Here is a 25,405-nt window from a genome sequence, read left to right as displayed (position 1 = left end):
AAGAAAATACCTTCATTGACGAAGAAGTGCTTGCCAAAGAAGGTATTTTCAATTTATGTATCCTGATTTATTTGTAGACTAATCTTCAAACTTTTCGGGTCGCATTTGAGGGAACAAGAGTACGTCTTGAATAGAAGCTTGGTTGGTCATCATCATACATAAGCGATCAATTCCTATACCTATTCCTGATGTAGGTGGCATGCCATATTCCAATGCTCTCAAAAAGTCATAATCAATAAACATGGCTTCGTCGTCTCCTCTTTCCATTAATTTAATCTGCTCTTCAAAACGTTCGCGCTGGTCAATTGGATCGTTTAATTCGGTATATGCATTGGCCAACTCTTTTCCGTTGACCATTAATTCAAAGCGTTCTACCAAACCAGGCTTGCTTCTGTGCTTCTTAGTAAGCGGGCTCATTTCAACTGGATAGTCTATAATGAAAGTTGGTTGAACATAAGTGTGCTCACTGGTTGCCCCAAAAATTTCATCAATCAATTTTCCTTTACCAATGGTAGGCGGCACGTCAATCTTTAATTGCTTACAAACATCTCTTAAGCCAGCTTCATCCATTTCACTTACATCAATACCAGTATTCTCTTTAATGGCATCGTGAATGCTTATTCTTTTAAAAGGGGCTTTAAAGCTGACGATTTTATCTCCTAGTTGCACATCGGTGGTACCATGAATGGTCAATGCAATTTTCTCGAACAATTGTTCGGTAATTTCCATCATCCAGATATAGTCTTTATAAGCAGTATACCACTCTAAAACGGTAAACTCAGGATTATGTGTTCTGTCCATGCCCTCGTTTCTAAAGTTGCGGCTAAACTCGTACACCCAATCAAATCCACCTACAATTAAACGCTTCAAATACAATTCATTCGCAATTCTCAAATAAAAAGGTACATCCAAGGCATTGTGATGGGTAATAAATGGACGTGCAGCAGCTCCACCAGGAATGGCTTGTAAAACCGGAGTATCTACTTCAATAGCACCTTGCGCGTTTAAGTATTCACGAATAGTATTGATGATTTTTGTTCGCTTTACAAAAGTGTCTTTAACATCTGGGTTGATGATTAAATCTGCATAGCGTTGACGGTAACGGAATTCTGGATCCGTTACTGCATCAAAAATATTTCCTTCTTCGTCTCGCTTAACAACCGGTAATGGCTTTAATGATTTAGTGAGTAATGTGATGGTTTGTGCATGAACAGAAGTCTCTCCTGTTTTTGTAACAAATGCATAACCAGTACAACCAATAATATCGCCTAAATCTAAACCATGTTTAACCACATTGTCCCAAAATGATTTGTCTTCTTCCGGACAAATATCATCGCGCTTAACATACAATTGAATGATTCCCTTGCTGTCTTGAATCTTGATAAAGAAAACTTTTCCTTTATCATTGATGCTCATAATTCTACCTGCTACACAAAGATTGGTAAACTGATCTTTGGTTTCTTCGGTATAATTATTCTTAATGTCTGTAGAAAAACTATTCACCGGATACAATGGTGCAGGAAACGGATCAATACCTGCTGCTTGCAATTTTGCAAGTTTCTCTCTTCTAATCATTTCCTGCTCGGAAAAATGTACTTCGCTCATAAATTCAATGTTGTAATTAGTACAAAACAAAAGTCTCGCAGAAGCGAGACCTTGTATATGGATGGGTTAGTAAGTACAGGGAAACGCATTTCCCTACACAATATTAAAAAGACTTTTAACTTATTCAAAAATTTTTTTAAACAATTTTATTAACATTTTAGTTTCAAATGTGAATTCAGCAGTTTTTTCTCATATCAAATTAATAGGATTCGCATCAAATAAATTTGTATTTGAAATGCTGAATCATTTTTTTAATTCGCTGAAACAATGATGAATAAAAGGTTTCCGCGTTATGAGTTTTATTTCTTGCATTATTTACTCAGTCAAATTATGAATCAGAAAATCTGTTTTTTCAATCAAGTTTTGGATACGCTTGTCAAAAAAAAATTTTCAAGAAAGCACTTCATATTACCTTTATTCACCAATAAATTAAGCTAAATGAAGTTTCCATCACCAGTATCCGTTTCTTGGATGTCCACTTTTATAAATGCAACAGTAGCAGGAAATACCAATGCTTCCATTTTAGGCATTAATGAAATTCATAAAGTAGAGAAAGGCGATTTGGTATTTGTTGACCATCCAAAATATTATGATACCTGTTTAAATAGTGCTGCAGATTTTATAATTATCAATACTGCAGAAGTAACTATTCCATCGGGCAAAACAATTTTTATTGTTGCTGATCCCTTTGAAGCCTACTTAAAAATTGTTCAACATTTTAGTCCTTTCATTCCAGCAAAAGAATCCATTGATTCTAGTTTACAACTAGGAGAAAATTCAATCATCATGCCCAATGTATTTATTGGAAAAAATGTTGTGATTGGAAAAAATTCTATCATTCATCCCAATGTTACCGTCCATGCAAACACCCAAATTGGAGATAATGTAATTATACAATCTGGATCGGTAATAGGAGGTGATGCTTTTTATTATAACACTAAAAAAAATAGACCTGTTTGGTATAAAAAAATGTTGAGCTGTGGTAATGTAGTGATTGAAGATGATGTGGAAATTGGAACAGGATGTATGATTGATCGTGGCGTAACTGCGGAAACTAGAATTGGGCAAGGAACAAAAATTGACAATATGGTTCATATTGGTCATGATGTTACAGTAGGAAAAAATTGTTTGTTTGCTGCTCAAGTAGGAATTGCTGGTGGTACGATTATAGAAGATGGTGTAACCCTCTGGGGTCAGGTGGGTGTAAGTAAAACACTAACCATTGGTGCAAATGCAGTGGTGCTAGCACAAAGCGGTGTTCCTTCTTCATTAGTTGGTGGAAAAACTTATTTTGGTTACCCTGCAGAAGATGCTTCCCTTAAAAGAAGAGAACTGGTTTGGATAAAGCGTATTCCTGAATTATGGAAAAAAGTAATGGAATCATAATTGGTATTTCTGCTTCAATTCACCACAAATTCTAGTAATTGATTCAGATAAAGGGGTGTAAGTAAAGTTGGGGAAGGCCGTTAATAATTTTGCATTATTGAAGCTTACTTTTGCGCGAGCGGTTTTAGCTGTTTCCTTTGTTAATAATGGGTCTTTCCCACTAAAAAAAGCTTTGATGGCTTCTAATCGCCAAACTATTGCAGCCAATAAAGGGGTTACTTTTTTATGCGGAGGCTTTTTATGAAAGGCAGTTGCAATCAACCCAAAAACATCTTTATAGTTTGCATTATGTCCGCTCAAAATAAATCGTTCACCATTAATAGCACTATTCATTAACAGTATCATTGCTTTCACTACATCCTTCACATCTACAAAACCACTCATGCCCTCTGTGTACCAAGGGAATTCATTATAAGCAGATTTAAAAATACCTGATGACCCACTTTCCCAATCTCCATTACCTAAAATAATTACCGGATTTACCACCACCACTGAAAGGCCTTCACTCATCCCTCTCCATACTTCCATTTCTGATAAGTATTTAGTTTTACCATATTCACTATTACTAGTTTCAGGTGTCCAGTTCATGGTCTCGTCTATTGGCTTATCTTCTCTAATTCTTCCTAGTGCAGCAACCGAACTTACAAAAAGTAAGCGTTTAACACCTTTATTAATACAAGCATTCACCACATTGGCTGTTCCCTCAATATTGGTATGCTGCATAGCCGCTTTTTTTGCGGGATTAAAAGACACTACTGCTGCACAATGGTATACTTGATCAACCTGGTCCATCGATTCTTCTAGTGCTACCACATCCAATATATCACCTTTAACCCACTCTACGCCGGTGACATTATCAATCACGGGTATGTTATTTCTGTACAAAGCTTTTACTGAATGACCAGTTTGAATAAGCTGTTGCAGCAAGTGAGAGCCAACAAGGCCAGAAGCGCCGGTAACTAATATCATTGCTCACATTTATTACAAGTTCCGCTGATAACCAAATCGGTTTGAGCAGCTTTAAAACCCTTTGGTAGCTTCACTTTTGGAACACTTATTTCATCAATACAATAAGTAGTGCCACAATCGTCGCAAATAAAATGTACATGGTCATCATGATGATGCCCTGCTGCACATTCATCTTTGCATAGTGCATAGCGAACTGAATTATCTGACGTGGGAATTGTATGAATGATTCCTTTTTCAACAAAAGTTTGTAGTGTTCTATAAATGGTGACTCTATCGAACTCATCGCTGCTTTTTTGTTCAATATCACCATGTGCCAATGCATTGCCTGTTTCCCAGAATAAAGAAAGAATCTTTTTTCTAGCTTCTGTTATGCTAAGCTGGTGTTTTCTTAATATGTCTGTTATTTTAGCTTGCATTAATGATACTAAGGATTATTATTAAAAATACCATTTACAAAATTGCTATTAGCAGATCTTTCTTGAAGTAATTCTTTAATGTCTTGTTTTAGTTTTTCTATCTCTTCTTTTTTAAGTCCATCATAAATTTGTGAACGAACTTTTCCATCCTTATCTACCAATGCAAAGAATTGAGTATGAATAAACTGATCTTCAATTTTGTCAACTGTATTTTTAGGATCATCTAGTAAATAGGCACTTCTTGCAATTTGATATAGACTGTCTTTTCTCCCTGTTACCATCACCCATTTTCTGCTATCAATTTTTAATGAATCTGAATAGCGCTTTAGTCTGGGAACTGAATCGGTTTCCGGATCGCAAGTATGCGCCAAAATCATAAAGTCGGGTTCCGATTTAAAAGTTTCATAAATCCCCTTCATATTATTATTCATCTTAGGACAAATGCCTTTACAGCTGGTGAAAAAATATTCTACCACTGTTACCTTACCCAACATATCCCTATCATTAAACGGCAAGCCTTCTTGGGTAGTAAATTGAAATGGTTTGACATAGCTAATTACCGATAACTTTCTTTTCCACTTATCCGTTCCTCTAAAAAGGAAAAAATAAAATCCTCCAAGCAAAACCGCAAAAAACCCTAAATAAACCAATACTCTCTTGCTCATAGTTTAAATTAATGTGTAAAGGTAAGATATGTTTTCAACAAATATTTTGCAACAAAGTTGCATTGTTGTAATTTTGTGCTAATGAAAATGAAAATGAAAATCAATTGGGACGCATTGGGTATTGCTACATCCATAGCTTGTGCTATTCATTGCGCCTTATTGCCCTTATTTTTGAGTAGCTTACCCTTATTTGGGGTCAATATTATTGAGAATATTCGGTTCGAATATTTCATGATTGTATTGGCATTTGTAGTTGGAATATATGCATTGTACCATGGATTTAAAAAGCATCACCATAGTTGGTGGCCAATTGGATTATTTTCTGCAGGCATATTATTTTTATTTATTAAGGTAAATTTTCACGATTTAGAGTTAATCCTACTTATTCCCTCTTTGGGCTTTATTGTAATAGCACATTATATCAATTTTAGACTTTGTAGAAAACATGACCATGCACACAAGGATGATTGTGCACATTAATTGAAAAAGGCTATCTTTAAATGTAAAGATTTAGTCTAATGAAAACTGCCCAACTTCAATTTGGTTCAGGTAAATGGATAATGGAAAATATGGCTCCCGATTTTCCAGCTGAAAAAACACAGTTAGTGCTTGTTTTTGGCTCAGGAGAATTAGTAACGAATCAAGATTTGTTTATCCAAATAAAATCAAAGTTTCCCCATGCAGATATTGTTAGTTGCTCAACTGCAGGCGAAATATTGCACAATGAAGTATATGATGACTCTGCTGTGGTAACAGCAATTTACTTTGAAAAAGCAAGTATAAAGTCTGTTTCGCTAGAAATCAACAAAAATGTAAATAGTTTTGAAACGGGTAAGACGTTAATGGGTCTTCTTAAACAGGATGATTTAGTTTCTGTGTTAGTTATTTCTGAAGGTTCTTTTGTAAATGGCTCTGATTTAGTAGCAGGTTTCAATGAATTAAATACAACTAATATTCCTATTACAGGCGGACTAGCCGGAGATGCAGCTCGTTTTGCAAAAACACAAGTGGGTTTAAATACAATTGCTAAGGAAGGAACGGTTGTTGCTGTAGGTTTTTATGGATCTAATTTATTGGTAGGCCATAGTTCATTTGGGGGATGGGATGAGTTCGGTAAAGAAAGAGTAATCACTCGCTCAACTAAAAATATATTGTATGAAATCGATGGTAAAAAGGCATTGGATTTATACAAAGAATACTTAGGTCCATATGTTGATGAGTTGCCAGGATCTGCGCTACTCTTTCCGATTTCGCTAAGAACTAATGACGCAGATAAAAATTTAGTAAGGACTATTTTAAATGTAAACGAAGATGATGGTTCGATGATATTTGCTGGCAATATGCCAGAAGGTAGTAAGCTAAGATTAATGAAAGTAAATTTTGAGAAAGTAATTAATGGATCATCAATTGCTGCAACCAATACAGCTTCAATGCATGCAGAACATAATGCTAATTTAGCCATTCTAATAAGTTGTGTTGGAAGAAAATTAATACTTCAAGATCGAACTTCTGAGGAAGTACAAGCAGCTCAAGAAATATTTGGAAATCAAACTGCCATTACAGGTTTTTATTCTTACGGTGAATTATCGCCTTTCAATCCTGGTTCAAATTGTGAATTACATAATCAAACCATGACTATTACTACATTTACAGAATTTTAATTGATTTCGCTTAATGTCTTATCATAGCTTACTACAGAAACAAGTTTCACAGTTTCTTTCTCCAGCAGAAGAGACTAATCCTGCTATTGTTAATCTCTTAAAAGCCATTAACAATAGTTATTCTTCATTTGACAGAGATAGGAAAATAACTGAACATGCCTTTGAAGTAAGTGAGCAAGAATACCAGAGAGCAACAAAGGATTTACAAGAACAGAACGATATAAGAAAGCAATCTATATCAAAGCTAAAGCAAGCGATACGCGCATTGGATCCTTCTGCACCTCAACAGTTTGCAGAGGATAATGACGACCTTATTGATATTATTTCCTTCTTAGAAGAACAAATTCTTAAAACAAAGCAGCTAGAACAAGATTTAATCAATGCTAAAGAAGTTGCAGAAAAGGCAGCTTTGGCAAAGAGTGAATTTTTGTCTGTGATGAGCCATGAAATTCGAACACCACTCAATGCAATAATTGGGACAATTATGTTATTGCAATATCAAGATTTGGCACCAGATCAAAGAGAACTATTGAATGTAATGGAAATTTCTTCTGAAAATTTACTTAGCTTGATTAATGATGTATTAGACTTTAGTAAGCTAGAGGAAGGTAAAATTATTTTTGCAGAGAGGAATATTAATGTATTACACTTTCTCAAAAATATAAAAATGGCTAATCAGGTTAAAGCAGAAGAGAAGCGTAATCGGATCAAAATTACCTACGACGATGATATTCCTGAATTCTTAGTATGCGATGATGTAAGACTTGGACAAATTTTAAATAACCTTATTTCTAATGCGGTAAAGTTTACAAAAGACGGTACCATCACTATTCGTGTTGAATTAAAAGCGAATAATAGGAATGATGTAGATTTAATGTTCTCCATTGAAGACACCGGTATTGGTATACCGAAAGAAAAGCAACATTTAATTTTTGAAAGGTTTACACAAGCAAATAATAATATTACAAGAGAGTTCGGAGGATCCGGTTTAGGGTTGACTATCATTAGAAGATTATTACAACTTCAAGGAAGTGAAATATATATTGACAGCGAGTTAGGTGTGGGATCTAAATTTTACTTTACGCTTAAGTTTAAAAAGAGCACTACCGAAATAAGGGAAGAAACTAAGCAAAGTGGCAACGAGAATAAACCAGACTTAGCTAATAAAAAAATATTGCTAGTGGAAGATGTTGAGTTTAATGTTATGGTAGCTCAACGCATGTTACGCAATTGGAATGCTGAAGTAGATTTAGCAGAAAATGGGGCAATTGCTGTAGAAAAAGTAAAGCAAAATCATTACGATTTAATTTTAATGGACATCCAGATGCCTGTAATGGATGGGTACACCGCCACAGTAAATATTAGAAAATTAGATAGAGAAATCCCCATTATTGCCTTAACCGCTTCAGTTATTACTACAGACATAGAGGCAAAAGCAATACAAATTGGAATGAATGGTTGTTTATCAAAACCGTTCAATCCCACCACTTTATATAACATTATTGCTGAAAATATTAATAACAAGGATTAATATTTAGAACCATCCTCTTTTTCTAAAAATAAAAACCATTACTATAGGAACAAGAATCATTAAAGTAGTGGCAATAAAAAATCCATTTTTCTCATGTGCATAAGGAATAACATCGAAGTTCATTCCAAAAATACCCCCTATTACAGTAGCTGGAGCAAGTAAGCAAGTTACTATAGTCATTACTTTCATTACCTCATTCAACTTTAGGTTTACATTACTTACATATAAGTCGTGTAAGTTGATCATCATATCTCGATGGCTTTCTACTAAGTCATTGGCTTGTACGATATGGTCATAAATGTCCTTGAAATATTTTCTGGTTCTTTCCTCTAGTAAGTTACTGTCTGTTCTAACAAATCCATTAATGATATCTCTAACAGGCCCAACATTTCGTTTTAAAACGATTAATTCTTTTCTAAGTGCATTTATTTCGGCTAAAGAACGTTTATTACTACTCCTAATAATTCGCTCTTCAAGCATTTCAATTCGATCACCTATTTTGTCCATGACCACATAATAATTATCTACAATCATATCAATCATTGCATAGCATAAATAGTCAGCACCACTTAGCCTGAGCTTTGAATCGGCTATTCTTAGTTTTTCTCTAACTGAATCAAATACATCACGGCTAGCATCCTCCTGATAGCTGATTACAAAATCAATACCCAATAAAATACTGATCTGCTCAGTTTCAACTGTACCAGTTTGGTCATTAAAATAAAGCATATTTAAGAGACAATAGAGCACAGGATTTATCTCATCCATTTTTGGTCTTTGTCCTACGCTTAAAATATCCTCAGCAATCAAATAGTGTATCCCAAAATGATTACATAAAGATTCAACTTCTTTTTTGCGTATTCCATCAATATTTATCCAACTGATATTACCATTATTATTGAATTGATTACAAGTTTCAATGGCATCATAAGTGAATTCATTTAAAGTAGAAGGGTTGTAATCAAATACTTTAACCACTATATGGTCTGCTTCTTTTCTTTCAGGAGGAAGTGTAGGATTTACTTTAAATATATCCCTTGTTCGCTTGGTATTAAATAATGCCAAGGGGTTTAGGAACTTCAAATATTGGGAGCCTGTCATATATTGAAGATAAATAAAATGAGGTATTTAATACATTTGCATACAATTTAGCCAATGCCTATTTTAAGCCCCACTCCATTTAAAACCCCGCTTCTTCAGTTTAATGGACATTTGCAAAGTATTTATCCCAGCATTTTACGAAAAGTTCCATTTAACTATGCAAGAAGGGAAAGATTGGAATTGCCTGACGGAGATTTTGTAGACCTAGATTGGTCTGTAGAAAAAAAGTCAGCTGATAAGTTGGTCATCATTACACATGGATTAGAAGGAGACTCTACCAGGCATTATGTTACAGGCATGGCAAAGATTTTTGCGGCAAGTGGTTATGATGCGTTGGGTTGGAATTGTAGAAGTTGTAGTGGAGAAATGAATCGATTGGTTCGTTTTTATCATCATGGAGATGCCAACGATTTAAGGAGTGTAATTCAATATGCAATAGCGCAATATGATTATCAAGAAATCATTTTGATAGGTTTTAGTATGGGGGGAAGTTTAACATTCCGTGCAATTGCAGAGCATCCTGAATGGGTACCCGCTCAGGTAAAAAAAGCAATAGGATTTTCAGTTCCATGTAGCCTAAAAGGGAGTGTGGACGCACTTTCTACAAAGGAAAACAAAATTTATTTAAAACGATTTTTGCGCAAGCTTGGAGAAAAAATTAAATTGAAAGCAACATTATTTCCAGGCCAAATTGATGCTACCAACTATGACCAAATAAAAACATTTATTGAATTTGATAACCGTTATACCGCTCCTTTACATGGTTATAATAATGCATTAGACTTTTACGAAAAAGCCAGTGTAGGACCATTACTTCATCAAATAAAAGTTCCATCCTTGGTTGTACAAGCAAAGAATGATCCTTTTTTATTACCTAACTGCATGCCCATAGAAGTTGCTGAACAAAATCCATATTTGTTTCTAGAAATAACCGATCAAGGAGGACACTGCGGCTTTATGGTGAAAGGACAGCTATCTACATGGGCAGAGGAAAGGTCTTTGGCATTTGCGTTTGCTGAGCTATAAAGTTAAAGTGGCCTTATCCAAATATTTCTAAAGCTTACCGGATTTCCACCATCCATTCCGTGGTCTTGAATAACCAAAGATTCTTTGTCTGCATGCTTTTTGTATGAGGCAGCTCCAATCCACTCTGTGCCACCTTGAATAGTAATATTGTTTTGCACCAAAACCCCGTTATGAAAAACAGTTATAGTTGCGGGCTGTTGCAATTTTCCATCTGAAAAAAATTGAGGAGCATTAAATACAATATCATAACTCTGCCACTCACCTGGTTTTTTTGAAGCATTTACAAGCGGAATAAATTGTTTATAAATGCTACCCGCCTGACCGTTTGAATAAGTTGGATTATTATAAGAATCCAATACTTGTAACTCGTATTTACCCATTAAGAAAATGCCGCTATTTCCTCTACTTTGACCAGCACCAGCAATCGCTGCAGGTGTTCTCCACTCTATATGCAACTGACAACTACCAAACTTTTCTTTAGTTTCAATATTGCCAGAACCCTTCACCACATTGAGTATTCCTTGTGCATCAATTTTCCATCCCACTGGTCCACCGCCTTCTTTTTGAAAAGCGTTGGTATTTTTTCCATTAAAAAGAATAATTGCATCGGAGGGAGCGTCACTGGCTAACTTTCCTGGTGTAACTACAGTAGGAACAGGCTCCCAAACTTCTGTTTTTTTAGATTCTTTTACTAAGCTGTCCATATTGGGTTTCTGTTGAGCAAAGCTGCCGGTAGCTACAAAGCCACTAATGATGGTGGTTAAAAGCAATTGTTTCATAGTTGTAATATCGTGAAAAAACGTAAAAGTTTAGTATTTCTACGATATTGTTTCTAATGCTTTAATTAGAATTTAGAAAATTATTCATTCATTTTAAAAAAGAATTTATGAAAGGTTCTATTAAAGTTTTCATTGCAGACAATCAACTGATGTATAAAGTTGGATTAAAAACAGTGTTGAAATCTTATGACTCTTTATCCTTGGTTGGAAATGATCAATATAAGGAAAGTTGGTCGGAAGATATTGTGAAATATGGTCCTGATGTGGTTTTGATTGATTTAGAAGAAGACACGCCAAGTGTAGCTAAATCAATATTAAAAGCTGCACCTAATACGAGTATTGTTTTGCTTTCTTATATTATTAATAATGAAACCATTCTTCATTTATTAGATGTGGGCGCAATGGGCTTTGTTTCTAAGCATGCTGAACCATCAGAAATTGTAGAAGCAATTGAAACTGCTTATTTACAGAAGCCGTTTTTTTGTAAAATAAGTTCTGTTTGTTTAACCAATATAGTTTCAAAAAATTATCAACTACCCCATAAAATTATGGCAAGCTTTACTGAACGTGAGTTACAAATTATTGAACGTATTTGTAACGAGCGCACCAGTAAAGAAATTGCCAATGAATTGCATTTAAGTAAAAGAACAGTAGAAGGGCATAGAACAAGAATCATGTTAAAAGTAGGGGCCAAATGTAGCGCTGGTATTATTACTTATGCATTACTCAATGGAATTTATCAAAGAACCTAATTCCATCCCCCACCTAAAGATCTATAAAGGTCTATTATGTAAAGGAATACACTTCGTTTGCTATTGATTTGTTCTAGTTCGGCTTCAAGAACCCCTCTTTGTGCAGTAATTACTTCAAGATATGTTGCAGAGCCGCCTATATACAAGTCTTTGGATGCCGCAACAGCCGCTTGTAATCCTTTAGTTTCCTGGACTTTTAGCTGGTAGATTTTTTTGTATTGTTCAATTCCACTCAATTCGGTTTGTACTTCGTGATATGCGTAAATAATATGCTTTCTATAAGTTTCAAAAGCTTGTTGCTGGGCTGCTGTAGCTAATTGATAGTTTCCTTTCAACATATTTTTACTCAACACAGGAGTAACTAGTCCACTCAATAATCCATAAGTGAGCGATTGAGGACTAAATAGAACAGAACTTTTAAAACTATTTAAGGCAGTATAAGCACTTATATTAAGGGATGGTAAAAAAGCTTTTCGACTGGCTTCTAATTCTGCACCAGCAGCTTCAAGTAGTAATTCTGCCTCTCTAATATCAGGCCTATTCACTAATAATTGAGCTGGAATACCTATTTGTATTTCTTCAGGAATCGCCAATTCAGTAATAGGTGTTCCTCTTTTTATGGACAGATCATATTTACCAGAAATTGCACTAAGCATATTTTCTGTTTGCGTAATTCTTTGTTGAATTACATTCAACATACTTTTTGTACCCAATAATTGTGCTGTAAACTGTTGAACAGCTAGCTCGGTTGCTCTTCCACCTTGTTTTTGAATTTTTACTATTTCTACAGCATTCTCTTGAAGCGTAATATTATTTTTTAAAATTTCTAACTCCTTATCTAAGGCCAATAATTCATAGTATAAGTTGGCAACTTGTGCAACTAGTTGCGTGGTAACCCACTGTCTGGCTTGTTCTGTAGCAAGGAATTTACTGTAAGCTGCTTTTTTTTGGTTAGACAACTTCCCCCAAATATCTGCTTCCCAACTACTTCTAAATCCTACAAAAAGATCTGGCATATTCAATGGAATCTGCTGATCCTTTCTAATATTAGGGGATAAGTTCATATCGTAATTTCCCAAACCATTCATGGTATAATCTCCAAACTTGTCTACCCCTGTTGAAACAACTGCATCTAAACCTGGTTTGGTAAGACCTTGTGCAATTCCTACGCCAGCTCTTGCTGCAGCAATTCTTTGTACCGCAATTCTAATATCTGCATTGTAATGAATAGCAGTATCTATTAATAGTTGTAATGCCTTGTCAGGAAAAAAAAGTTTCGTAGGAAGAATGGCAATACTATTGCTATCTAAAGATTTTTGAAAACTAGGCGGTAATACTTCTGCTTTATTTACACTCACTTGTTTGGGCATTGCACAAGACATTGCGAGTGAAATAATCATACCAAATCCTAAAACTAAACGATAATTTTTCATATTTTTTTATCTATCTGTCAGATAATTGTTCTGGATGTTCTGCTATGGAAACCACTGCTGTAGTTGACTTTTTCTTTGACATTCTTTCTGATAATTGTGCAAAAATCACATAAAGACCAGGAATAATGATAACCCCAAAAATGGTTCCGAATAACATACCTCCTGCAGAGGCGGTACCGATAGAACGGTTTCCTATTGCACCTGCTCCTGTAGCTATTACCAAAGGAATTAATCCTGCAATAAATGCGAAGGAAGTCATTAGGATAGGCCTTAATCTTGAAACAGCTCCTTCTTTTGCTGCCTCTAAAATGGTAAAGCCTTGACTTCTTCTCAACATAGCAAATTCTACAATTAAAATGGCATTTTTCCCTAACAAACCAATCAGCATTACTAGTGCAACTTGCGCATAAATATTGTTTTCAAGACCTAGTACTTTTAATGCAACAAATGCACCGAAAATACCAGTGGGCAAAGAAAGAATAACCGCAAATGGCATTAAAAAGCTTTCATATTGCGCTGCCAGAATTAAATAAACAAATAGCAAACACACAACAAAAATGGAAGCAGCTTGACCGCTTGATGCAACTTGGTCTCTGGTAATTCCAGACCATTCATAACTATACCCTCTAGGTAATTTTTCTTTTGCAATTTTTTCTACTGATTTAATGGCTTCACCACTACTAAAACCTGTACCTGCATCTCCATTCACCATGGCAGCCGTATACATATTATACCTAGTTAGTTGTTCTGGCCCGTAAACCCTTTCTAGTCTAATAAAAGTACCATATGAAACCATTTCACCTCGATCATTCTTCACATACATATTCATTAAGTCATTTGGCTTTGCTCTATAATTAGGATAAGCCTGTACCATTACTTTATACATTTGACCAAATCGTATAAAATTGGTTGCATAATAGCTACCAATCAATGTTTGTAAATCGGTCATAGCATTATCTACTGTTACTCCTTTTTTAGCCGCCATATCATAATCAATATGAATCATATATTGCGGGAAGCTTGGATCAAACCCAGTATAAGCAGCACCAACCACCCCAGCAGCTTTTATGTCTTCAATTAACTGATTAGTTACATTAGCTGTTTGTTGTAAATCTCCGGAACCCGTTTTATCAATCACCCTTAATTCAAAACCACTCGTATTACCAAAACCTGGTACTGTAGGAGGCGGCATGAATTCAATATTCGCATCCTTAATTTTATTAGTCTTTTCTTTTAGGATTGGAATTAATTCAGCAACGGTTTCTTCTCTTTCTTTCCATGGCTTCAAATTTATCATCATCATACCATAGGATGCTCCTGCTGCTTCAGTAATTAAACTATAACCACTTAATGTAGTTACGTTTTCAACTGAAGGAATATCTTTTATAACTTTTTCTAACTGTACCAATACGTTCTCTGTTCTCTCTACTGTTGCACCAGCTGGAGCAGAAACATTTACATAAATAATACCTTGGTCTTCAGTAGGAATAAAGCCTCCTGGTAAAATACTATTTACACCAGCAGTACCAACAAAAAATACAACCAAAAGTGAAATAGTGACTATTTTTCTTGCACTAATCCAACTAACTAAATTCATGTATTTATTTTCGGTAGCAGAATAGCCTTTATTAAAAGAAGAAAAGAATCTTCCTAATAAATTTTTCCTTTTTGGTTGCCCATGTGTATTTTTTATCAGTAAGGCGCAGAGGGCAGGGGTTAAGGTTAATGCATTAATACCCGAAATCACGATTGAAACAGCAAGGGTAAGCGAAAACTGTCTATAGAATACACCAGCTGGTCCTGAAAGAAATGCAACTGGAATAAATACCGCAGACATTACCAAAGTAATGGCAACGACTGCACTTGCAATTTCTTTAATTGCAGCAAGGGTTGCGTCCATAGCGCTGAGATGTTGTTCTTCCATTTTAACGTGCACCGCTTCTACTACTACAATCGCATTATCCACCACAATTCCAATGGCTAACACCAATGCAAAAAGCGTCAATAAATTAATGGAGAAGCCCATTACTTGCATAAATGCCAATGTTCCAATTAAGGCAACTGGTACTGCTAATGCAGGAATCAACGTAGACCTAAAATCTTGTAAGAAAATAAAAACAATAATGAATACGAGTATAAAAGCTTCAATCAAGGTTTTTATTACTTCTTTAATAGAAGCATCTAAGAATCGAGAAACATCATAAGCAAAATTGTACTTCATGCCTGGAGGAAATGAAGATTCTTTTAGCTCAGCCATTCTTGCTTTTACCTTGGTAATAACATCTTTTGCATTAGAACCAGGTCTTTGTTTTAACATGATAGAGGCAGATGGTTTACCATCTGTTTTGGAAATCATACTATAAGTCATCGCACCAAACTCAACATCAGCAATATCTTTTAAGTATAATATTGATCCATTGTTTTCAGATTTTACTATCACATTTTTATACTGGTTAGGTTCAAAAAATTTCCCAGTGTAACGAAGAATATATTGCAAGCTCTGAGGTGTTTTACCAGAGCTTTCTCCTGTTTTTCCAGGAGCCGCTTCAACGTTTTGATTGCGTAATGCATTTATGACATCCTGTGCAGAAACATTATATGCCAACATTCTGTCAGGCTTTAACCAAACACGCATGGAATATTCTTTTTGCCCCATGATTTCAGCAAATCCAACCCCATCTATCCGCTTTAACTCTTGTAATATATTAATATCTGCAAAGTTGTAAATGAACTGCTCGTCAGCTGCTGTGTCTTCACTCATTACATTTAAGTAAAGCAACATGCTGTTCACGTCTTTCTCTGTAGTAACACCAGCTTTAATTACTTCTTCTGGAAGCTCATCTAATACTGTACTAACCCGGTTTTGAACACTTACTGCAGCAACGTCAGGGTCGATTCCTACTTTAAATGCAACCGTGATAAGGGTAATTCCGTTGTTACTAGATACAGATGACATATAAGTCATACCTGGTACCCCATTGATGGCTCTTTCCAAAGGGGTTGCAACTGCTTTCGCACATACTTCTGCATTCGCACCCGTATATTTTGCGGTTACTGTTACAGATGGTGGAACAATATCAGGAAATTGGGTAATGGGTAAAGTAAATAAAGAAAGTACTCCCAATAAAGTGATAATAATAGATATTACTAATGAAAGTACAGGCCTTTTTATAAAAGTTTCTAGCATGATCGATTTAGTTGATGGTTAATGCTGTTTGCATAAGACTGTCTAGATTCATTTTTACGGGTTTAATTTTAGCACCCTGACGAATACTTTGAACCCCTTCATAAACAATATTTTCACCTGGCTTTAATCCTGCTTCAACAATATAATATTGAGCAACCCGTCTACCTGGCTTAAAAGCGCGTGTCTGAATTATATTGTCCTTATCTACAATAAAAACAAAAGTTTTGTCTTGAATTTCAAAAGTTGCTTTTTGGGGAATGATGATTGCATTATCTACTGCTGTGGTCAGCCTTGCTTTACCCGAAGCCCCGTGTTTAAGCAATTTATTAGGATTCGGGAAGCGAGCTCTAAATGCAATAGCACCTGTATTTTCATTAAACTCACCATCACTGGTTTCGATTTTTCCAGAATATCCATATTGCGTTCCATCAGCTAATAATAGGTTTACAGGCCTATCTTCCTTTAGCCCTTTTATTACAGATTTTCTGTATTGCAGATATTCGTTCTCCGATATATTGAAATAGGCAAAAACGTTATGGACGTCTGAAATTGTGGTCAATAAAGCACCTGGATCAATTAAACTACCCATTTTCAACGGAATTCGGTCGATGATGCCATCAAATGGAGCACGAATGAATGTATAAGATAATTTCGTTTCCGCACTGGTTTGTGCTGATAATGCCTCATCAATTTTAGCTTTTGCAGCGTTTACCTTCGAAACTGCTAATTCATATTCTGTTTTTGCAATTACATTTTTCTCTACTAAAATTTTGGTTCTTCCTAATTCAAGCTCTGCTGCTTTTGCTTCTGCCATAGCACTGGAAACAGCTGCCTTAGCTTTGGCCAATTCTGTTTTATACTCCAAATCGTTTATTTGGAACATGGGTTGTCCTTTCTTAACCTCATGACCTTCATCAACAAAAATCTTTTCTAAGAATCCCTGTACCCTTGCCCTCACTTCTACATTTTTCACCGCCTGTATATCTGCAACATAATCCGTCTGCAAAATCGTGTCTTTCTGTACAACTTCTACTACAGGAAGTGAAGGAATTAACTCAGCAGTGCCTGCATTTTCTTTGTTCTCGCACGCGAAAAGCCCTAAACTGGCTACAATCAAGAGGGATAAAAATGAAGTATTTTGGGTGAAAAGGTTGATTTTCATAACTTTTAAGTTAAATAAGCGGCAAATATACTGTTTTAATGTTTTTTTAATGTCTCCTTTTATAGAAGCGGGTTATCGTCAAAATGGTTCGGTGAAAAATGAGAATTAACAAGGATTTAAATTAAAATTGGTTTAAAGGGCTACCAATTATACATTTATGGTATGGGCATAGTGCAAAAAATCAAATCGAATCCTCGTTTAAAAAAATGGGTATACTGGTTGATGGTGTCTGAAACCTCACCTGGTTGTAGATTATGGGTGCGTTTGTTTGTTAATCCCTTTAAACATAAAGTTTCTAGAAAGGCAGTAATTAGAAGTTATGCAAGACTCGATTTAGCACCGTGGAATATGTTTTCTTTAGGTAAAAAAGCGGTAATTGAAGACTTCTGTTGTATCAATAATATGGTGGGCGATGTATTTATAGGAGAAAATGCTCATTTAGGATTAAGTAATACGGTCATCGGTCCAGTTAGGATTGGTGATAATACAATCATGGCTCAAAACATTGTATTATCAGGATTAAACCATGGCTATGCTGATCCTGATGTACCCATTAAGAATCAAAAAGAGACAACGGCCCCGATTGTTATAGAAGATGATTGTTGGATTGGAGCTAACTCAGTGGTAGTAGCAGGTGTTACAATCGGCAAACATTCCATTGTTGCAGGTGGCTCAGTTGTTACAAAAAATGTTCCCCCATATACCATCGTAGGTGGAAATCCTGCTAAGGTTTTAAAACAATATAATTCAATAACAAAACTTTGGGAAAAACCATAGTGTCTTTATATATCTTTTTTTATTGTTTGATATGCTGCTGTGCAATTTCAGCCAATCATTCATTTCTCAGCAATCAACAAAAACTTTTTATTTGCGTAAATGCATAATCTTTGCACTCAATTCAACGAAATCCTTTTGATTCTATGGCTGCCATTATTATTTTCTTAGTCTTACATTGGTATCTTTCTCTTTTTGGACAAACATTTTATTTACATCGTTATTCTGCGCATAAAATGTTTACCATGAATAAATTCTGGGAGAAATTCTGGTATATCTATACATGGGTAACTCAAGGCACTTCCTATTTAAATGCTAGGGCCTATGCTATTTTACATAGAATGCACCATGCATATAGTGATACAGAAAAGGATCCGCATACACCACATTTTTTTAAAGAAGTGTTCACCATGATGTGGCATACTAAAAAAGTTTACCATGGTGTTTTAAAAGGTACTATGCCAGTTGAGCCAAAGTTTGATAAGAACTTTCCTGTTTATCCAATCATAGATAAAATTGCTGACAGTTGGTTTACTAGAATATTTTTTGCGCTGGGCTATGTAACATTCTATTATTTCTTTGCAACAGAATGGTGGATGTATTTATTCTTACCTATTCATTTTTTGATAGGACCTATACAAGGTGCTGTAGTAAACTGGGCAGGACATAAATATGGCTATAGAAATTTTCCTCAGGAAAAAGACCATTCAAAAAATACACTGATTATCGATTTCTTAATGTTGGGAGAATTGTTTCAAAATAATCATCACCATGCAGGAGCAAGACCAAATTTTGCAGCTAAATGGTGGGAAATTGATCCATGTTATCCAATTATTAAAGTTTTTAATTGGTTAGGAATGATTAAGCTAGTTCCGATTAAAGTGAAAAACTAATTTTTAGTCCATATTTCGTAGATCGGATCCCCTTTAGAACTGAGGCCACTATGATGCCATTGACCATTCTCAACTTTACCAGTAAAGCTGAGTGATGCTCCTACTCTAGATGAGTCACGACTAAAGAATTCTATATACTCAGTGTATTTGCCGTTGATGAATTGATAAGTTCCGCCACCTGTGCCAGAAAACTCCCCAGTTTCAATATTGATTGCCATCCATTGAAATCGAGTTCCAGTTAATAGCTTATAAGTGCGTCTAGCCCTAAGTGGGTTTTCTGTTATTTGATCTCCTACTTTTCTTCCGCTAATACGCCAGTTTCCAGCTAAAAGATTTTCACCTTTATCTATTAAGGTTTGGTGTTTTTCTCCAAATACAATCTCTTTTGTTTTACCAACTGCAGCCTTATCTCTGGAGTCAAAATGAATGGTAATAACCAATTTATTCCCTTCTTTCACAAATGGGCCACCCCATGTATAGTTAAATACTTTGTTATTAGAATTGAATTTTGTTTCAACAAAATAACCGTCTATTAAACAGATGATGACTTCATTGTCTGCTTTTGATTGGTAAGCCCCTTTTAAATTTTGTTGAGCTTGTACAGATAAGCTAAATAAAAAAGTAGCAATAAGGTAAATCGTTTTCATAAAATAGAATTAATCGGTGATGGTTAATTTCATTAATAAATCTGTTTGAATATCATTTCCTAGTTTAAATAAGTGACTACTAAATACAATAAATCCATTCTTTTCATAAAACCGAATGGCCCTAGTATTCATTTCCCAAACACCAAGCCAGATATATGATGGTTTTTTTTCTTTCCCAATTATAATGGCATTTTCTAATAAAAATTGACCAACCCCTTTTCCCAAATATTCTTTTAGCACATAAATTCTTTCAATTTCAAACGCTTGTTCATCCAAGTATTCGGTTTGCGCAGTAGACCAATTTAATTTTAAATAACCAATTACCTTTTTATTTTCACAAGCAAAATAAAATGCAGAATGTGGATTATTCAACTCTTCTGATAAGCGCTCAATAGAAAGCTGTTCGTTTAAATATTTATTCAGGTCTTCTTTGGTGTTGTGCTCGCTAAATGTTTCCTTGAAAGTCTTACGACTGATTTGTTGTAATTGAGTAACATCGGCTAAACTGATTTTCTCTAAAGTATAATTACTCATAATTGATTTTGAATAAAGAATTCAACTGCTTGATTTTTTTGTTGTTCAGTTAAATCAATCAAGATTAACTTTTTATCAAACTCTTTATTTAATTGAACCGTTTTTCTAATTCTATTAAAATCAGTCTCAGCTATTTGAGCCACCACTAATGCTTCTTTTTGTTTCCAGGCTTCAGCCTCAATAATCATATCTGCTTGTCTGCCATTTACGCCTAACTGATCAATGATTTTTTTTCTGAACTTAGTTTTGTAAGCAGCTACCAACTGAACTTTTGTAACTGTGTCATAATTTTTATTGAATCTTAGCTGGGTAATAGCACAGCCAGGTAAACTCATTCTGCTAATTAGACCTTTAGCTTTATCCCCTGTTATGGATAAGGCTTTATATTTTTTGAGTACTTCTTGGTTTACTTCGTTAGCGGTTGCAAATGTGTCGTTGGTATTTGCTTCTATTTTAAGTTTTTGTAAAGTGGCCCAATAATTTATTTGACCAATTTTATTAGCGGTCTCTTCAGAAATACCTAATTCTTTCATTAATATTCCTTTTTCGCAATAGCCAAATAACTCTAGTTGCTCTTCGGGAGACCATTTTTGCGCATTTACAGCCATGATTGAAATCATACAAAAAGCTAAAATGCTCCAGCGTTTCTTTTTCATATTCAATTGTTCGTTTAAAATTAAATGATAACCAATTAATGTAATTTTGCAGTAATGTTCGAAGTATTCTTCTCTCAAGTTAAAGATAAAGTGTTGCTTTCCGAAGCAGAGCAAAAGCTTGTTAAAACATTTTTTTCGCCTAAGAAAATCAGAAAAAAGCAATACTTGCTTCAAGAGGGAAATATTTGTAGGCATTTGGCATTTGTAGAGAAAGGGCTATTACGGTCATATAATGTGGACGACAAAGGAATTGAGCATATGATCCATTTTGCCTGGGAAGGATGGTGGATGGCCGATATGTTGAGTTTTTTGTCAATTGAACCATCAACTTATCATATAGATGCTATTGAAGACGCTGAGTTGCTATTGATAAGTAAACCAGATTTTGAAGAAATGTTACTAAAAGTACCTGTAATGGAAAGGTATTTTAGAATACTTTTTCAGAATAATATTATTTCAAAAGAAAGGAGGCTGATTAGTTCTATCTCCAATTCTGCAGAAGAAAAATTTATTCATTTATCTGCAACGAATCCTGAGCTCATTAAAAGAATACCTCAACAGTTGGTGGCCTCCTATTTAGGCATCACACCAGAAACACTCAGTAGAATAAAGAATAAACTAAACAAGAATAATCCAAAAACTTGATTTAGATCAAGTGGTTTTCTTATCCTTTCTCAAGTTAAAAAAAGAATAGTACGGTTAATTTTGCATTTCAATTAATTAATTAATGCAATACAGTAATACCATAGCTATTTTAGGGGCTAATTCAGAAATTGGTGAATTGATTGCAAATAAAATTGCTGGAAATTATCCATTATTATTGATGGATCAATCAGAAGAAAAGTTATATCAATTAAAACAATTAGTTACTGAGCATCACCCAAAAGCCCAAATAGAATTGGTTGTATGTAGTAAAGATGCTTCATGGGAGGCAGATACCATCATTATTGCTGCAAATGAAGCAGCTGAACAAGCATCCATTGCTTCAAAAATAGTAGAAGTAACTACTTGTAAAACGGTAATACAAATAAAGAAAGCCCATTTAGATTCGGCTACTCTACATCCTATGTTACCTTATTCAAAGTTCATTGCAGTAGATTGGGCCAACACTACAGCAATAGTTGAGGGAAAGGATGAAAATTCTTTATCAATAACAGGCGAAATAGTCCTTATGTGCGGATTAAAACCTCTTTTTAAAAAATCACTTATATAAAATAACAATATGAATAGTTCAGTATTATTTACGCCATATCAATTGGCAGGATTGGAATTAAACAATAAAATGGTCATGGCGCCCATGACAAGAAGCAGAGCAGACAATGCAGCAGGAGTTCCCAATCAGTTGATGGCTACTTATTATGCACAAAGAGCAACAGCAGGGCTAATCGTAACAGAAGGGGCTCCAGTAAGTACTGCAGGAGTAGGCTATATTAATGTTCCAGGTATTTATACCGAAGAACAAGTAGAAGGCTGGAAGTCCGTAACCAAAGCAGTACATGAAAAGGGAGGTAAAATTTTTATACAGTTATGGCATGTAGGAAGAATTTCTCACCCAGATTTTCACAATGGTTTATTGCCGCTTGCACCATCAGCAATCAATCCAAACGAAAAGTCATACACCAAAAATGGATTTACCGATACGGTTACTCCAAAGGAAATGACTATTGAGGATATTAAGCAAACTGTTGAAGATTTTAAAAACGCAGCAGCAAATGCTATCAAGGCAGGCTTTGATGGAGTAGAAATTCATGGAGCCAATGGTTATTTGTTACAGCAATTTTTTAATGCCACCGCTAATCATAGAACTGATGAATATGGTGGAAATATAGAAAACCGTGCAAGAATTTTGTTCGATATTCTAGATGCATTTAAGGGTGTAATTGATTATAGTAAAGTGGGTCTTAGACTAAGCCCAAGTTTAAATGGTTTATTTGGAATCACTATGGACGAAACTACCATACCTACACACGATTATATTGTAAACAGATTAAATGATTATGGATTGGCATATCTACATTTAACAGAACCTTTTATTCCAGTAGACCATTTACCATTTGCAGTTGCTGAAGTTGCTAAGCATTACAGACCTATATATAAAGGAACACTTATTATTAATAGAGGATTTAATAAAGAAACAGCAACGCAAGTTATAGAAGCAGGAGATGCCAATTTAGTGGCTTTTGGAGTTCCATTTATTGCCAATCCTGATTTGGTAAACAGATATCAACTAGACGCCCCTTTAAATGAAGTTGATCAACAAACATTTTATACTCCAGGTGAAAAAGGGTATACCGATTATCCATTTTATACAGCTTAAAATTAACTTTCATGGAATCATTAAAAGATAAAGTTGCCCTAGTTACAGGTGCAGGAAAAGGAATTGGAAAATCTATTGCAATTGCATTGGCAAAAGAAGGAGTTCATGTAGGATTAATTGCACGAACTGAAAAAGACCTTCAAGACCTAGCAACAGAGCTAATTAATTTAGGGGTTAAATCAATCATTGCCCCAGCAGATATTAGTAATATTAATGCAGTGAATTGGGCAGTAGAGAAAATTGAAAACACTTTAGGCCCAATTGATATTTTAATTAATAATGCCGGAACAGGAACTTTTGGTAAGTTCTTAGATTTATCACCTGAAGTTTGGGAGAATCAAGTGAAAGTGAATTTATTTGGTGTGTATTATACCACCAGAGCAGTATTACCACAAATGATGAAGCGCTTAACAGGAGATATTGTAAATATATCTTCTACAGCTGGTTTAAAAGGGGCAGCAACAACAAGTGCTTACAGTGCATCTAAGTTTGGGGTAATGGGATTAACAGAGTCTTTAATGCAAGAGGTTCGCAAATACAATATCCGTGTAACAGCTATGGCTCCTAGCACTGTTGTAACAGAGTTAGCACATTCTGCTAATTTAATTAACAACAATGAAGATAGATTAATGCATCCAGAAGATTTTGCTGAACTGATTATTGCACAATTAAAATTAAACAGAAGGGTATTTGTGAAAGACAGTTCTATTTGGTCTACCAATCCTTAAATTTATGCATTCAATCACCAATAAAAGTTGGTAAAATGCATAAAGCATATTATTCCTTATTCATAGCGAGTCTGCTTTTGATACATCCATTTTTAACCAATGGTCAATATTCATCAGCAGACTCTTCTATTAATACCATTATGAATACAAATAAAGTAATGGGCATGTCTGTGGCAGTAGTAAAGAATAATAAAGTCGTTTATGCTCAATCTTTTGGACTAAAGAACCAAGAAAATCAAATAAGACTTAGTAATACTGATATTTTTAGAATTGCCTCTATTTCGAAATCTTTTTCTGCAACAGCTATAATGCAGTTAGTAGAAAAGGGATTGATATCATTGGATGATGATATGAGTAAGTTAGTGGGCTTCATCATTCGCAACCCGAAATATCCTGAAACACCAATTACCCTTAAAATGGTTTTATCGCATCGTTCTTCTATCAATGATAGTCAAGGGTATTTTAGTTTAGATGCGATTAATCCAACTAAAAATCCAAACTGGGCTAAGTGTTACAATAATTATGCACCAGATGCTGGTTTTCAATATTGTAATTTGAATTACAATATGGCAGGCACCATTATTGAAAAAGTTTCAGGAGAACGCTTTGATACTTATATCAAGCAATATATTCTGCAACCATTGGGCTTGTATGGGGGCTATTGTGTAGATTCATTAGATAAAATAAGGTTTGCAGCCATTTATGAGTATAATATTGATTCTGCTAAATTTATTTTATCTCCTAATGCTTATGCTCCAAGAAGCGAGGAAATAGCCAATTATACTATGGGTTACTCAACTCCCATTTTTTCTCCAACAGGAGGGATGAAAATCTCCGCAACAGACTTGGCCAAATACATGCTCATGCATAGTAATAAGGGTAAAACCAATGGTAAGAGAGTTATTTCTAAAAGAAGTGCAAGGAAAATGCAAACTATGCTTTCCGAGAAAGAGGAATATGGTTTAGCACTATCTACATCCAATAAATTAATTAATGGAATTACATTAACTGGGCATACAGGATCTGCTTATGGGTTGAATAGTGCAATGTTTTTTGAGCCGAAAAAAAAATATGGTTTTGTTGTAATCATTAATGGTAGTGAACAAAAATATATAGATGGTTTCAACGCTGTTATTAAGAAAACCGTAAATAGTTTATACGAAAATATTGTATTAAAGTAATT

The 25,405-nt window shown here is 34.8% G+C and carries 25 protein-coding genes; 13 read left to right on the top strand and 12 right to left on the bottom strand.

The annotated features are described in order from the left end of the window. Nucleotides 1-78: 78 nt before the first annotated feature. Nucleotides 79-1,605: a lysine--tRNA ligase gene (gene lysS, locus ACTIEI_RS02675; protein WP_439504734.1), complete on the bottom strand. Its 1,527-nt coding sequence runs from the start codon at nt 1,603-1,605 to the stop codon at nt 79-81. A gap of 438 nt (nt 1,606-2,043) precedes the next feature. Between lysS and ACTIEI_RS02670 the strand changes: the two genes are divergently transcribed. Further along, nucleotides 2,044-2,991 (top strand): UDP-3-O-(3-hydroxymyristoyl)glucosamine N-acyltransferase, encoded by a 948-nt coding sequence (locus tag ACTIEI_RS02670; protein WP_439504733.1) that lies wholly within the window; start codon nt 2,044-2,046, stop codon nt 2,989-2,991. Here ACTIEI_RS02670 and ACTIEI_RS02665 read toward each other — a convergent pair. From ACTIEI_RS02665 to ACTIEI_RS02655, 3 genes are read right to left on the bottom strand one after another with little or no spacing between them, the layout of a single operon-like run. Continuing rightward, complete coding sequence (locus ACTIEI_RS02665; protein WP_439504732.1) at nt 2,986-3,960, bottom strand: NAD-dependent epimerase/dehydratase family protein; 975 nt, start codon at nt 3,958-3,960, stop codon at nt 2,986-2,988. The two genes, ACTIEI_RS02670 and ACTIEI_RS02665, sit on opposite strands and share 6 nt — an antisense overlap. After that, the gene (locus ACTIEI_RS02660; protein ID WP_439504731.1) at nt 3,957-4,376 is read right to left on the bottom strand and encodes a Fur family transcriptional regulator; all 420 of its coding nucleotides are present in this window, start codon (nt 4,374-4,376) and stop codon (nt 3,957-3,959) included. Before ACTIEI_RS02660 ends, ACTIEI_RS02665 begins: the two co-directional genes overlap by 4 nt. 8 nt (nt 4,377-4,384) lie before the next feature. Further along, a complete protein-coding gene (locus tag ACTIEI_RS02655; protein ID WP_439504730.1) occupies nt 4,385-5,041 on the bottom strand; it encodes an SCO family protein in 657 nt (218 codons plus the stop codon). A gap of 81 nt (nt 5,042-5,122) precedes the next feature. Between ACTIEI_RS02655 and ACTIEI_RS02650 the strand changes: the two genes are divergently transcribed. Genes ACTIEI_RS02650 through ACTIEI_RS02640 form a run of 3 tightly spaced genes read left to right on the top strand, consistent with a single transcriptional unit; the run spans nt 5,123 to nt 8,233 of the window. Next, nucleotides 5,123-5,521 (top strand): MerC domain-containing protein, encoded by a 399-nt coding sequence (locus ACTIEI_RS02650; RefSeq protein WP_439504729.1) that lies wholly within the window; start codon nt 5,123-5,125, stop codon nt 5,519-5,521. A 38-nt stretch (nt 5,522-5,559) separates the two neighbouring features. Continuing rightward, complete coding sequence (locus ACTIEI_RS02645; RefSeq protein ID WP_439504728.1) at nt 5,560-6,702, top strand: FIST signal transduction protein; 1,143 nt, start codon at nt 5,560-5,562, stop codon at nt 6,700-6,702. 13 nt (nt 6,703-6,715) lie between these two features. Further along, nucleotides 6,716-8,233, top strand: a complete 1,518-nt coding sequence (locus ACTIEI_RS02640; RefSeq protein WP_439504727.1) for an ATP-binding protein — start codon at nt 6,716-6,718, stop codon at nt 8,231-8,233. A 3-nt stretch (nt 8,234-8,236) separates the two neighbouring features. Here the strand turns inward: ACTIEI_RS02640 and corA are convergent, their stop codons facing one another. Next, the gene (corA, locus tag ACTIEI_RS02635) at nt 8,237-9,334 is read right to left on the bottom strand and encodes a magnesium/cobalt transporter CorA (protein ID WP_439504726.1); all 1,098 of its coding nucleotides are present in this window, start codon (nt 9,332-9,334) and stop codon (nt 8,237-8,239) included. 54 nt (nt 9,335-9,388) lie between these two features. Between corA and ACTIEI_RS02630 the strand changes: the two genes are divergently transcribed. Further along, nucleotides 9,389-10,360: a YheT family hydrolase gene (locus tag ACTIEI_RS02630; RefSeq protein ID WP_439504725.1), complete on the top strand. Its 972-nt coding sequence runs from the start codon at nt 9,389-9,391 to the stop codon at nt 10,358-10,360. Between the two features lie 2 nt (nt 10,361-10,362). On the opposite strand, the gene ACTIEI_RS02625 is transcribed toward ACTIEI_RS02630, so the two are convergent. After that, the gene (locus ACTIEI_RS02625) at nt 10,363-11,139 is read right to left on the bottom strand and encodes a 3-keto-disaccharide hydrolase (RefSeq protein ID WP_439504724.1); all 777 of its coding nucleotides are present in this window, start codon (nt 11,137-11,139) and stop codon (nt 10,363-10,365) included. 107 nt (nt 11,140-11,246) lie between these two features. Between ACTIEI_RS02625 and ACTIEI_RS02620 the strand changes: the two genes are divergently transcribed. Further along, nucleotides 11,247-11,891, top strand: a complete 645-nt coding sequence (locus ACTIEI_RS02620; protein ID WP_439504723.1) for a LuxR C-terminal-related transcriptional regulator — start codon at nt 11,247-11,249, stop codon at nt 11,889-11,891. On the opposite strand, the gene ACTIEI_RS02615 is transcribed toward ACTIEI_RS02620, so the two are convergent. Genes ACTIEI_RS02615 through ACTIEI_RS02605 form a run of 3 tightly spaced genes read right to left on the bottom strand, consistent with a single transcriptional unit; the run spans nt 11,888 to nt 17,673 of the window. Next, the gene (locus ACTIEI_RS02615; RefSeq protein WP_439504722.1) at nt 11,888-13,324 is read right to left on the bottom strand and encodes a TolC family protein; all 1,437 of its coding nucleotides are present in this window, start codon (nt 13,322-13,324) and stop codon (nt 11,888-11,890) included. The genes ACTIEI_RS02620 and ACTIEI_RS02615 overlap by 4 nt on opposite strands. Before the next feature lie 10 nt (nt 13,325-13,334). Continuing rightward, nucleotides 13,335-16,511 carry an efflux RND transporter permease subunit gene (locus ACTIEI_RS02610; protein ID WP_439504721.1) on the bottom strand — a complete coding sequence of 1,059 codons (3,177 nt, stop codon included), beginning with the start codon at nt 16,509-16,511 and terminating at the stop codon, nt 13,335-13,337. 7 nt (nt 16,512-16,518) lie between these two features. After that, nucleotides 16,519-17,673 (bottom strand): efflux RND transporter periplasmic adaptor subunit, encoded by a 1,155-nt coding sequence (locus tag ACTIEI_RS02605; RefSeq protein ID WP_439504720.1) that lies wholly within the window; start codon nt 17,671-17,673, stop codon nt 16,519-16,521. Nucleotides 17,674-17,835: 162 nt separating this feature from the next. Between ACTIEI_RS02605 and ACTIEI_RS02600 the strand changes: the two genes are divergently transcribed. Then, nucleotides 17,836-18,450: an acyltransferase gene (locus ACTIEI_RS02600; protein ID WP_439504719.1), complete on the top strand. Its 615-nt coding sequence runs from the start codon at nt 17,836-17,838 to the stop codon at nt 18,448-18,450. A 143-nt stretch (nt 18,451-18,593) separates the two neighbouring features. Then, nucleotides 18,594-19,340, top strand: coding sequence for an acyl-CoA desaturase (locus ACTIEI_RS02595; protein ID WP_439504718.1), 747 nt, complete (start codon nt 18,594-18,596; stop codon nt 19,338-19,340). Here ACTIEI_RS02595 and ACTIEI_RS02590 read toward each other — a convergent pair. Genes ACTIEI_RS02590 through ACTIEI_RS02580 form a run of 3 tightly spaced genes read right to left on the bottom strand, consistent with a single transcriptional unit; the run spans nt 19,337 to nt 21,177 of the window. Then, nucleotides 19,337-19,987 (bottom strand): hypothetical protein, encoded by a 651-nt coding sequence (locus tag ACTIEI_RS02590; RefSeq protein WP_439504717.1) that lies wholly within the window; start codon nt 19,985-19,987, stop codon nt 19,337-19,339. The two genes, ACTIEI_RS02595 and ACTIEI_RS02590, sit on opposite strands and share 4 nt — an antisense overlap. A gap of 9 nt (nt 19,988-19,996) precedes the next feature. Further along, nucleotides 19,997-20,521 carry a GNAT family N-acetyltransferase gene (locus tag ACTIEI_RS02585; RefSeq protein ID WP_439504716.1) on the bottom strand — a complete coding sequence of 175 codons (525 nt, stop codon included), beginning with the start codon at nt 20,519-20,521 and terminating at the stop codon, nt 19,997-19,999. Beyond that, nucleotides 20,518-21,177: a hypothetical protein gene (locus tag ACTIEI_RS02580; protein ID WP_439504715.1), complete on the bottom strand. Its 660-nt coding sequence runs from the start codon at nt 21,175-21,177 to the stop codon at nt 20,518-20,520. The genes ACTIEI_RS02585 and ACTIEI_RS02580 overlap by 4 nt, the downstream gene beginning before the upstream one ends. A gap of 54 nt (nt 21,178-21,231) precedes the next feature. Between ACTIEI_RS02580 and ACTIEI_RS02575 the strand changes: the two genes are divergently transcribed. The 5 genes from ACTIEI_RS02575 (at nt 21,232) to ACTIEI_RS02555 (ending at nt 25,403) form a co-directional block, all read left to right on the top strand. Beyond that, nucleotides 21,232-21,822, top strand: coding sequence for a Crp/Fnr family transcriptional regulator (locus tag ACTIEI_RS02575; protein ID WP_439504714.1), 591 nt, complete (start codon nt 21,232-21,234; stop codon nt 21,820-21,822). Nucleotides 21,823-21,904: 82 nt separating this feature from the next. Continuing rightward, on the top strand, nt 21,905-22,390 hold the full coding sequence (locus tag ACTIEI_RS02570; protein WP_439504713.1) for a hypothetical protein: 486 nt from the start codon (nt 21,905-21,907) through the stop codon (nt 22,388-22,390). Nucleotides 22,391-22,399: 9 nt separating this feature from the next. Then, nucleotides 22,400-23,494 carry an alkene reductase gene (locus ACTIEI_RS02565; RefSeq protein ID WP_439504712.1) on the top strand — a complete coding sequence of 365 codons (1,095 nt, stop codon included), beginning with the start codon at nt 22,400-22,402 and terminating at the stop codon, nt 23,492-23,494. 11 nt (nt 23,495-23,505) lie between these two features. After that, entirely contained in the window at nt 23,506-24,222 is a 717-nt protein-coding gene (locus ACTIEI_RS02560) for a 3-ketoacyl-ACP reductase (RefSeq protein ID WP_439504711.1), read from the top strand. Nucleotides 24,223-24,257: 35 nt separating this feature from the next. After that, nucleotides 24,258-25,403 (top strand): serine hydrolase domain-containing protein, encoded by a 1,146-nt coding sequence (locus tag ACTIEI_RS02555; RefSeq protein WP_439504710.1) that lies wholly within the window; start codon nt 24,258-24,260, stop codon nt 25,401-25,403. Nucleotides 25,404-25,405: the final 2 nt, after the last annotated feature.

Source organism: Sediminibacterium sp. (assembly GCF_051860225.1).
GTDB lineage: Bacteria > Bacteroidota > Bacteroidia > Chitinophagales > Chitinophagaceae > Sediminibacterium.
The sequence above is the reverse complement of the archived record's forward strand: the minus strand, read 5'-3'. Positions and strand labels throughout refer to the sequence as shown.

Coding starts and splice junctions, on each gene's coding strand:
- lysS (WP_439504734.1), bottom strand. CDS start 1,605: ATGAGCGAAGTACATTTTTCCGAGCAGGAAATGATTAGAAGAGAGAAA.
- ACTIEI_RS02670 (WP_439504733.1), top strand. CDS start 2,044: ATGAAGTTTCCATCACCAGTATCCGTTTCTTGGATGTCCACTTTTATA.
- ACTIEI_RS02665 (WP_439504732.1), bottom strand. CDS start 3,960: ATGATATTAGTTACCGGCGCTTCTGGCCTTGTTGGCTCTCACTTGCTG.
- ACTIEI_RS02660 (WP_439504731.1), bottom strand. CDS start 4,376: ATGCAAGCTAAAATAACAGACATATTAAGAAAACACCAGCTTAGCATA.
- ACTIEI_RS02655 (WP_439504730.1), bottom strand. CDS start 5,041: ATGAGCAAGAGAGTATTGGTTTATTTAGGGTTTTTTGCGGTTTTGCTT.
- ACTIEI_RS02650 (WP_439504729.1), top strand. CDS start 5,123: ATGAAAATGAAAATGAAAATCAATTGGGACGCATTGGGTATTGCTACA.
- ACTIEI_RS02645 (WP_439504728.1), top strand. CDS start 5,560: ATGAAAACTGCCCAACTTCAATTTGGTTCAGGTAAATGGATAATGGAA.
- ACTIEI_RS02640 (WP_439504727.1), top strand. CDS start 6,716: ATGTCTTATCATAGCTTACTACAGAAACAAGTTTCACAGTTTCTTTCT.
- corA (WP_439504726.1), bottom strand. CDS start 9,334: ATGACAGGCTCCCAATATTTGAAGTTCCTAAACCCCTTGGCATTATTT.
- ACTIEI_RS02630 (WP_439504725.1), top strand. CDS start 9,389: ATGCCTATTTTAAGCCCCACTCCATTTAAAACCCCGCTTCTTCAGTTT.
- ACTIEI_RS02625 (WP_439504724.1), bottom strand. CDS start 11,139: ATGAAACAATTGCTTTTAACCACCATCATTAGTGGCTTTGTAGCTACC.
- ACTIEI_RS02620 (WP_439504723.1), top strand. CDS start 11,247: ATGAAAGGTTCTATTAAAGTTTTCATTGCAGACAATCAACTGATGTAT.
- ACTIEI_RS02615 (WP_439504722.1), bottom strand. CDS start 13,324: ATGAAAAATTATCGTTTAGTTTTAGGATTTGGTATGATTATTTCACTC.
- ACTIEI_RS02610 (WP_439504721.1), bottom strand. CDS start 16,511: ATGCTAGAAACTTTTATAAAAAGGCCTGTACTTTCATTAGTAATATCT.
- ACTIEI_RS02605 (WP_439504720.1), bottom strand. CDS start 17,673: ATGAAAATCAACCTTTTCACCCAAAATACTTCATTTTTATCCCTCTTG.
- ACTIEI_RS02600 (WP_439504719.1), top strand. CDS start 17,836: ATGGGCATAGTGCAAAAAATCAAATCGAATCCTCGTTTAAAAAAATGG.
- ACTIEI_RS02595 (WP_439504718.1), top strand. CDS start 18,594: ATGGCTGCCATTATTATTTTCTTAGTCTTACATTGGTATCTTTCTCTT.
- ACTIEI_RS02590 (WP_439504717.1), bottom strand. CDS start 19,987: ATGAAAACGATTTACCTTATTGCTACTTTTTTATTTAGCTTATCTGTA.
- ACTIEI_RS02585 (WP_439504716.1), bottom strand. CDS start 20,521: ATGAGTAATTATACTTTAGAGAAAATCAGTTTAGCCGATGTTACTCAA.
- ACTIEI_RS02580 (WP_439504715.1), bottom strand. CDS start 21,177: ATGAAAAAGAAACGCTGGAGCATTTTAGCTTTTTGTATGATTTCAATC.
- ACTIEI_RS02575 (WP_439504714.1), top strand. CDS start 21,232: ATGTTCGAAGTATTCTTCTCTCAAGTTAAAGATAAAGTGTTGCTTTCC.
- ACTIEI_RS02570 (WP_439504713.1), top strand. CDS start 21,905: ATGCAATACAGTAATACCATAGCTATTTTAGGGGCTAATTCAGAAATT.
- ACTIEI_RS02565 (WP_439504712.1), top strand. CDS start 22,400: ATGAATAGTTCAGTATTATTTACGCCATATCAATTGGCAGGATTGGAA.
- ACTIEI_RS02560 (WP_439504711.1), top strand. CDS start 23,506: ATGGAATCATTAAAAGATAAAGTTGCCCTAGTTACAGGTGCAGGAAAA.
- ACTIEI_RS02555 (WP_439504710.1), top strand. CDS start 24,258: ATGCATAAAGCATATTATTCCTTATTCATAGCGAGTCTGCTTTTGATA.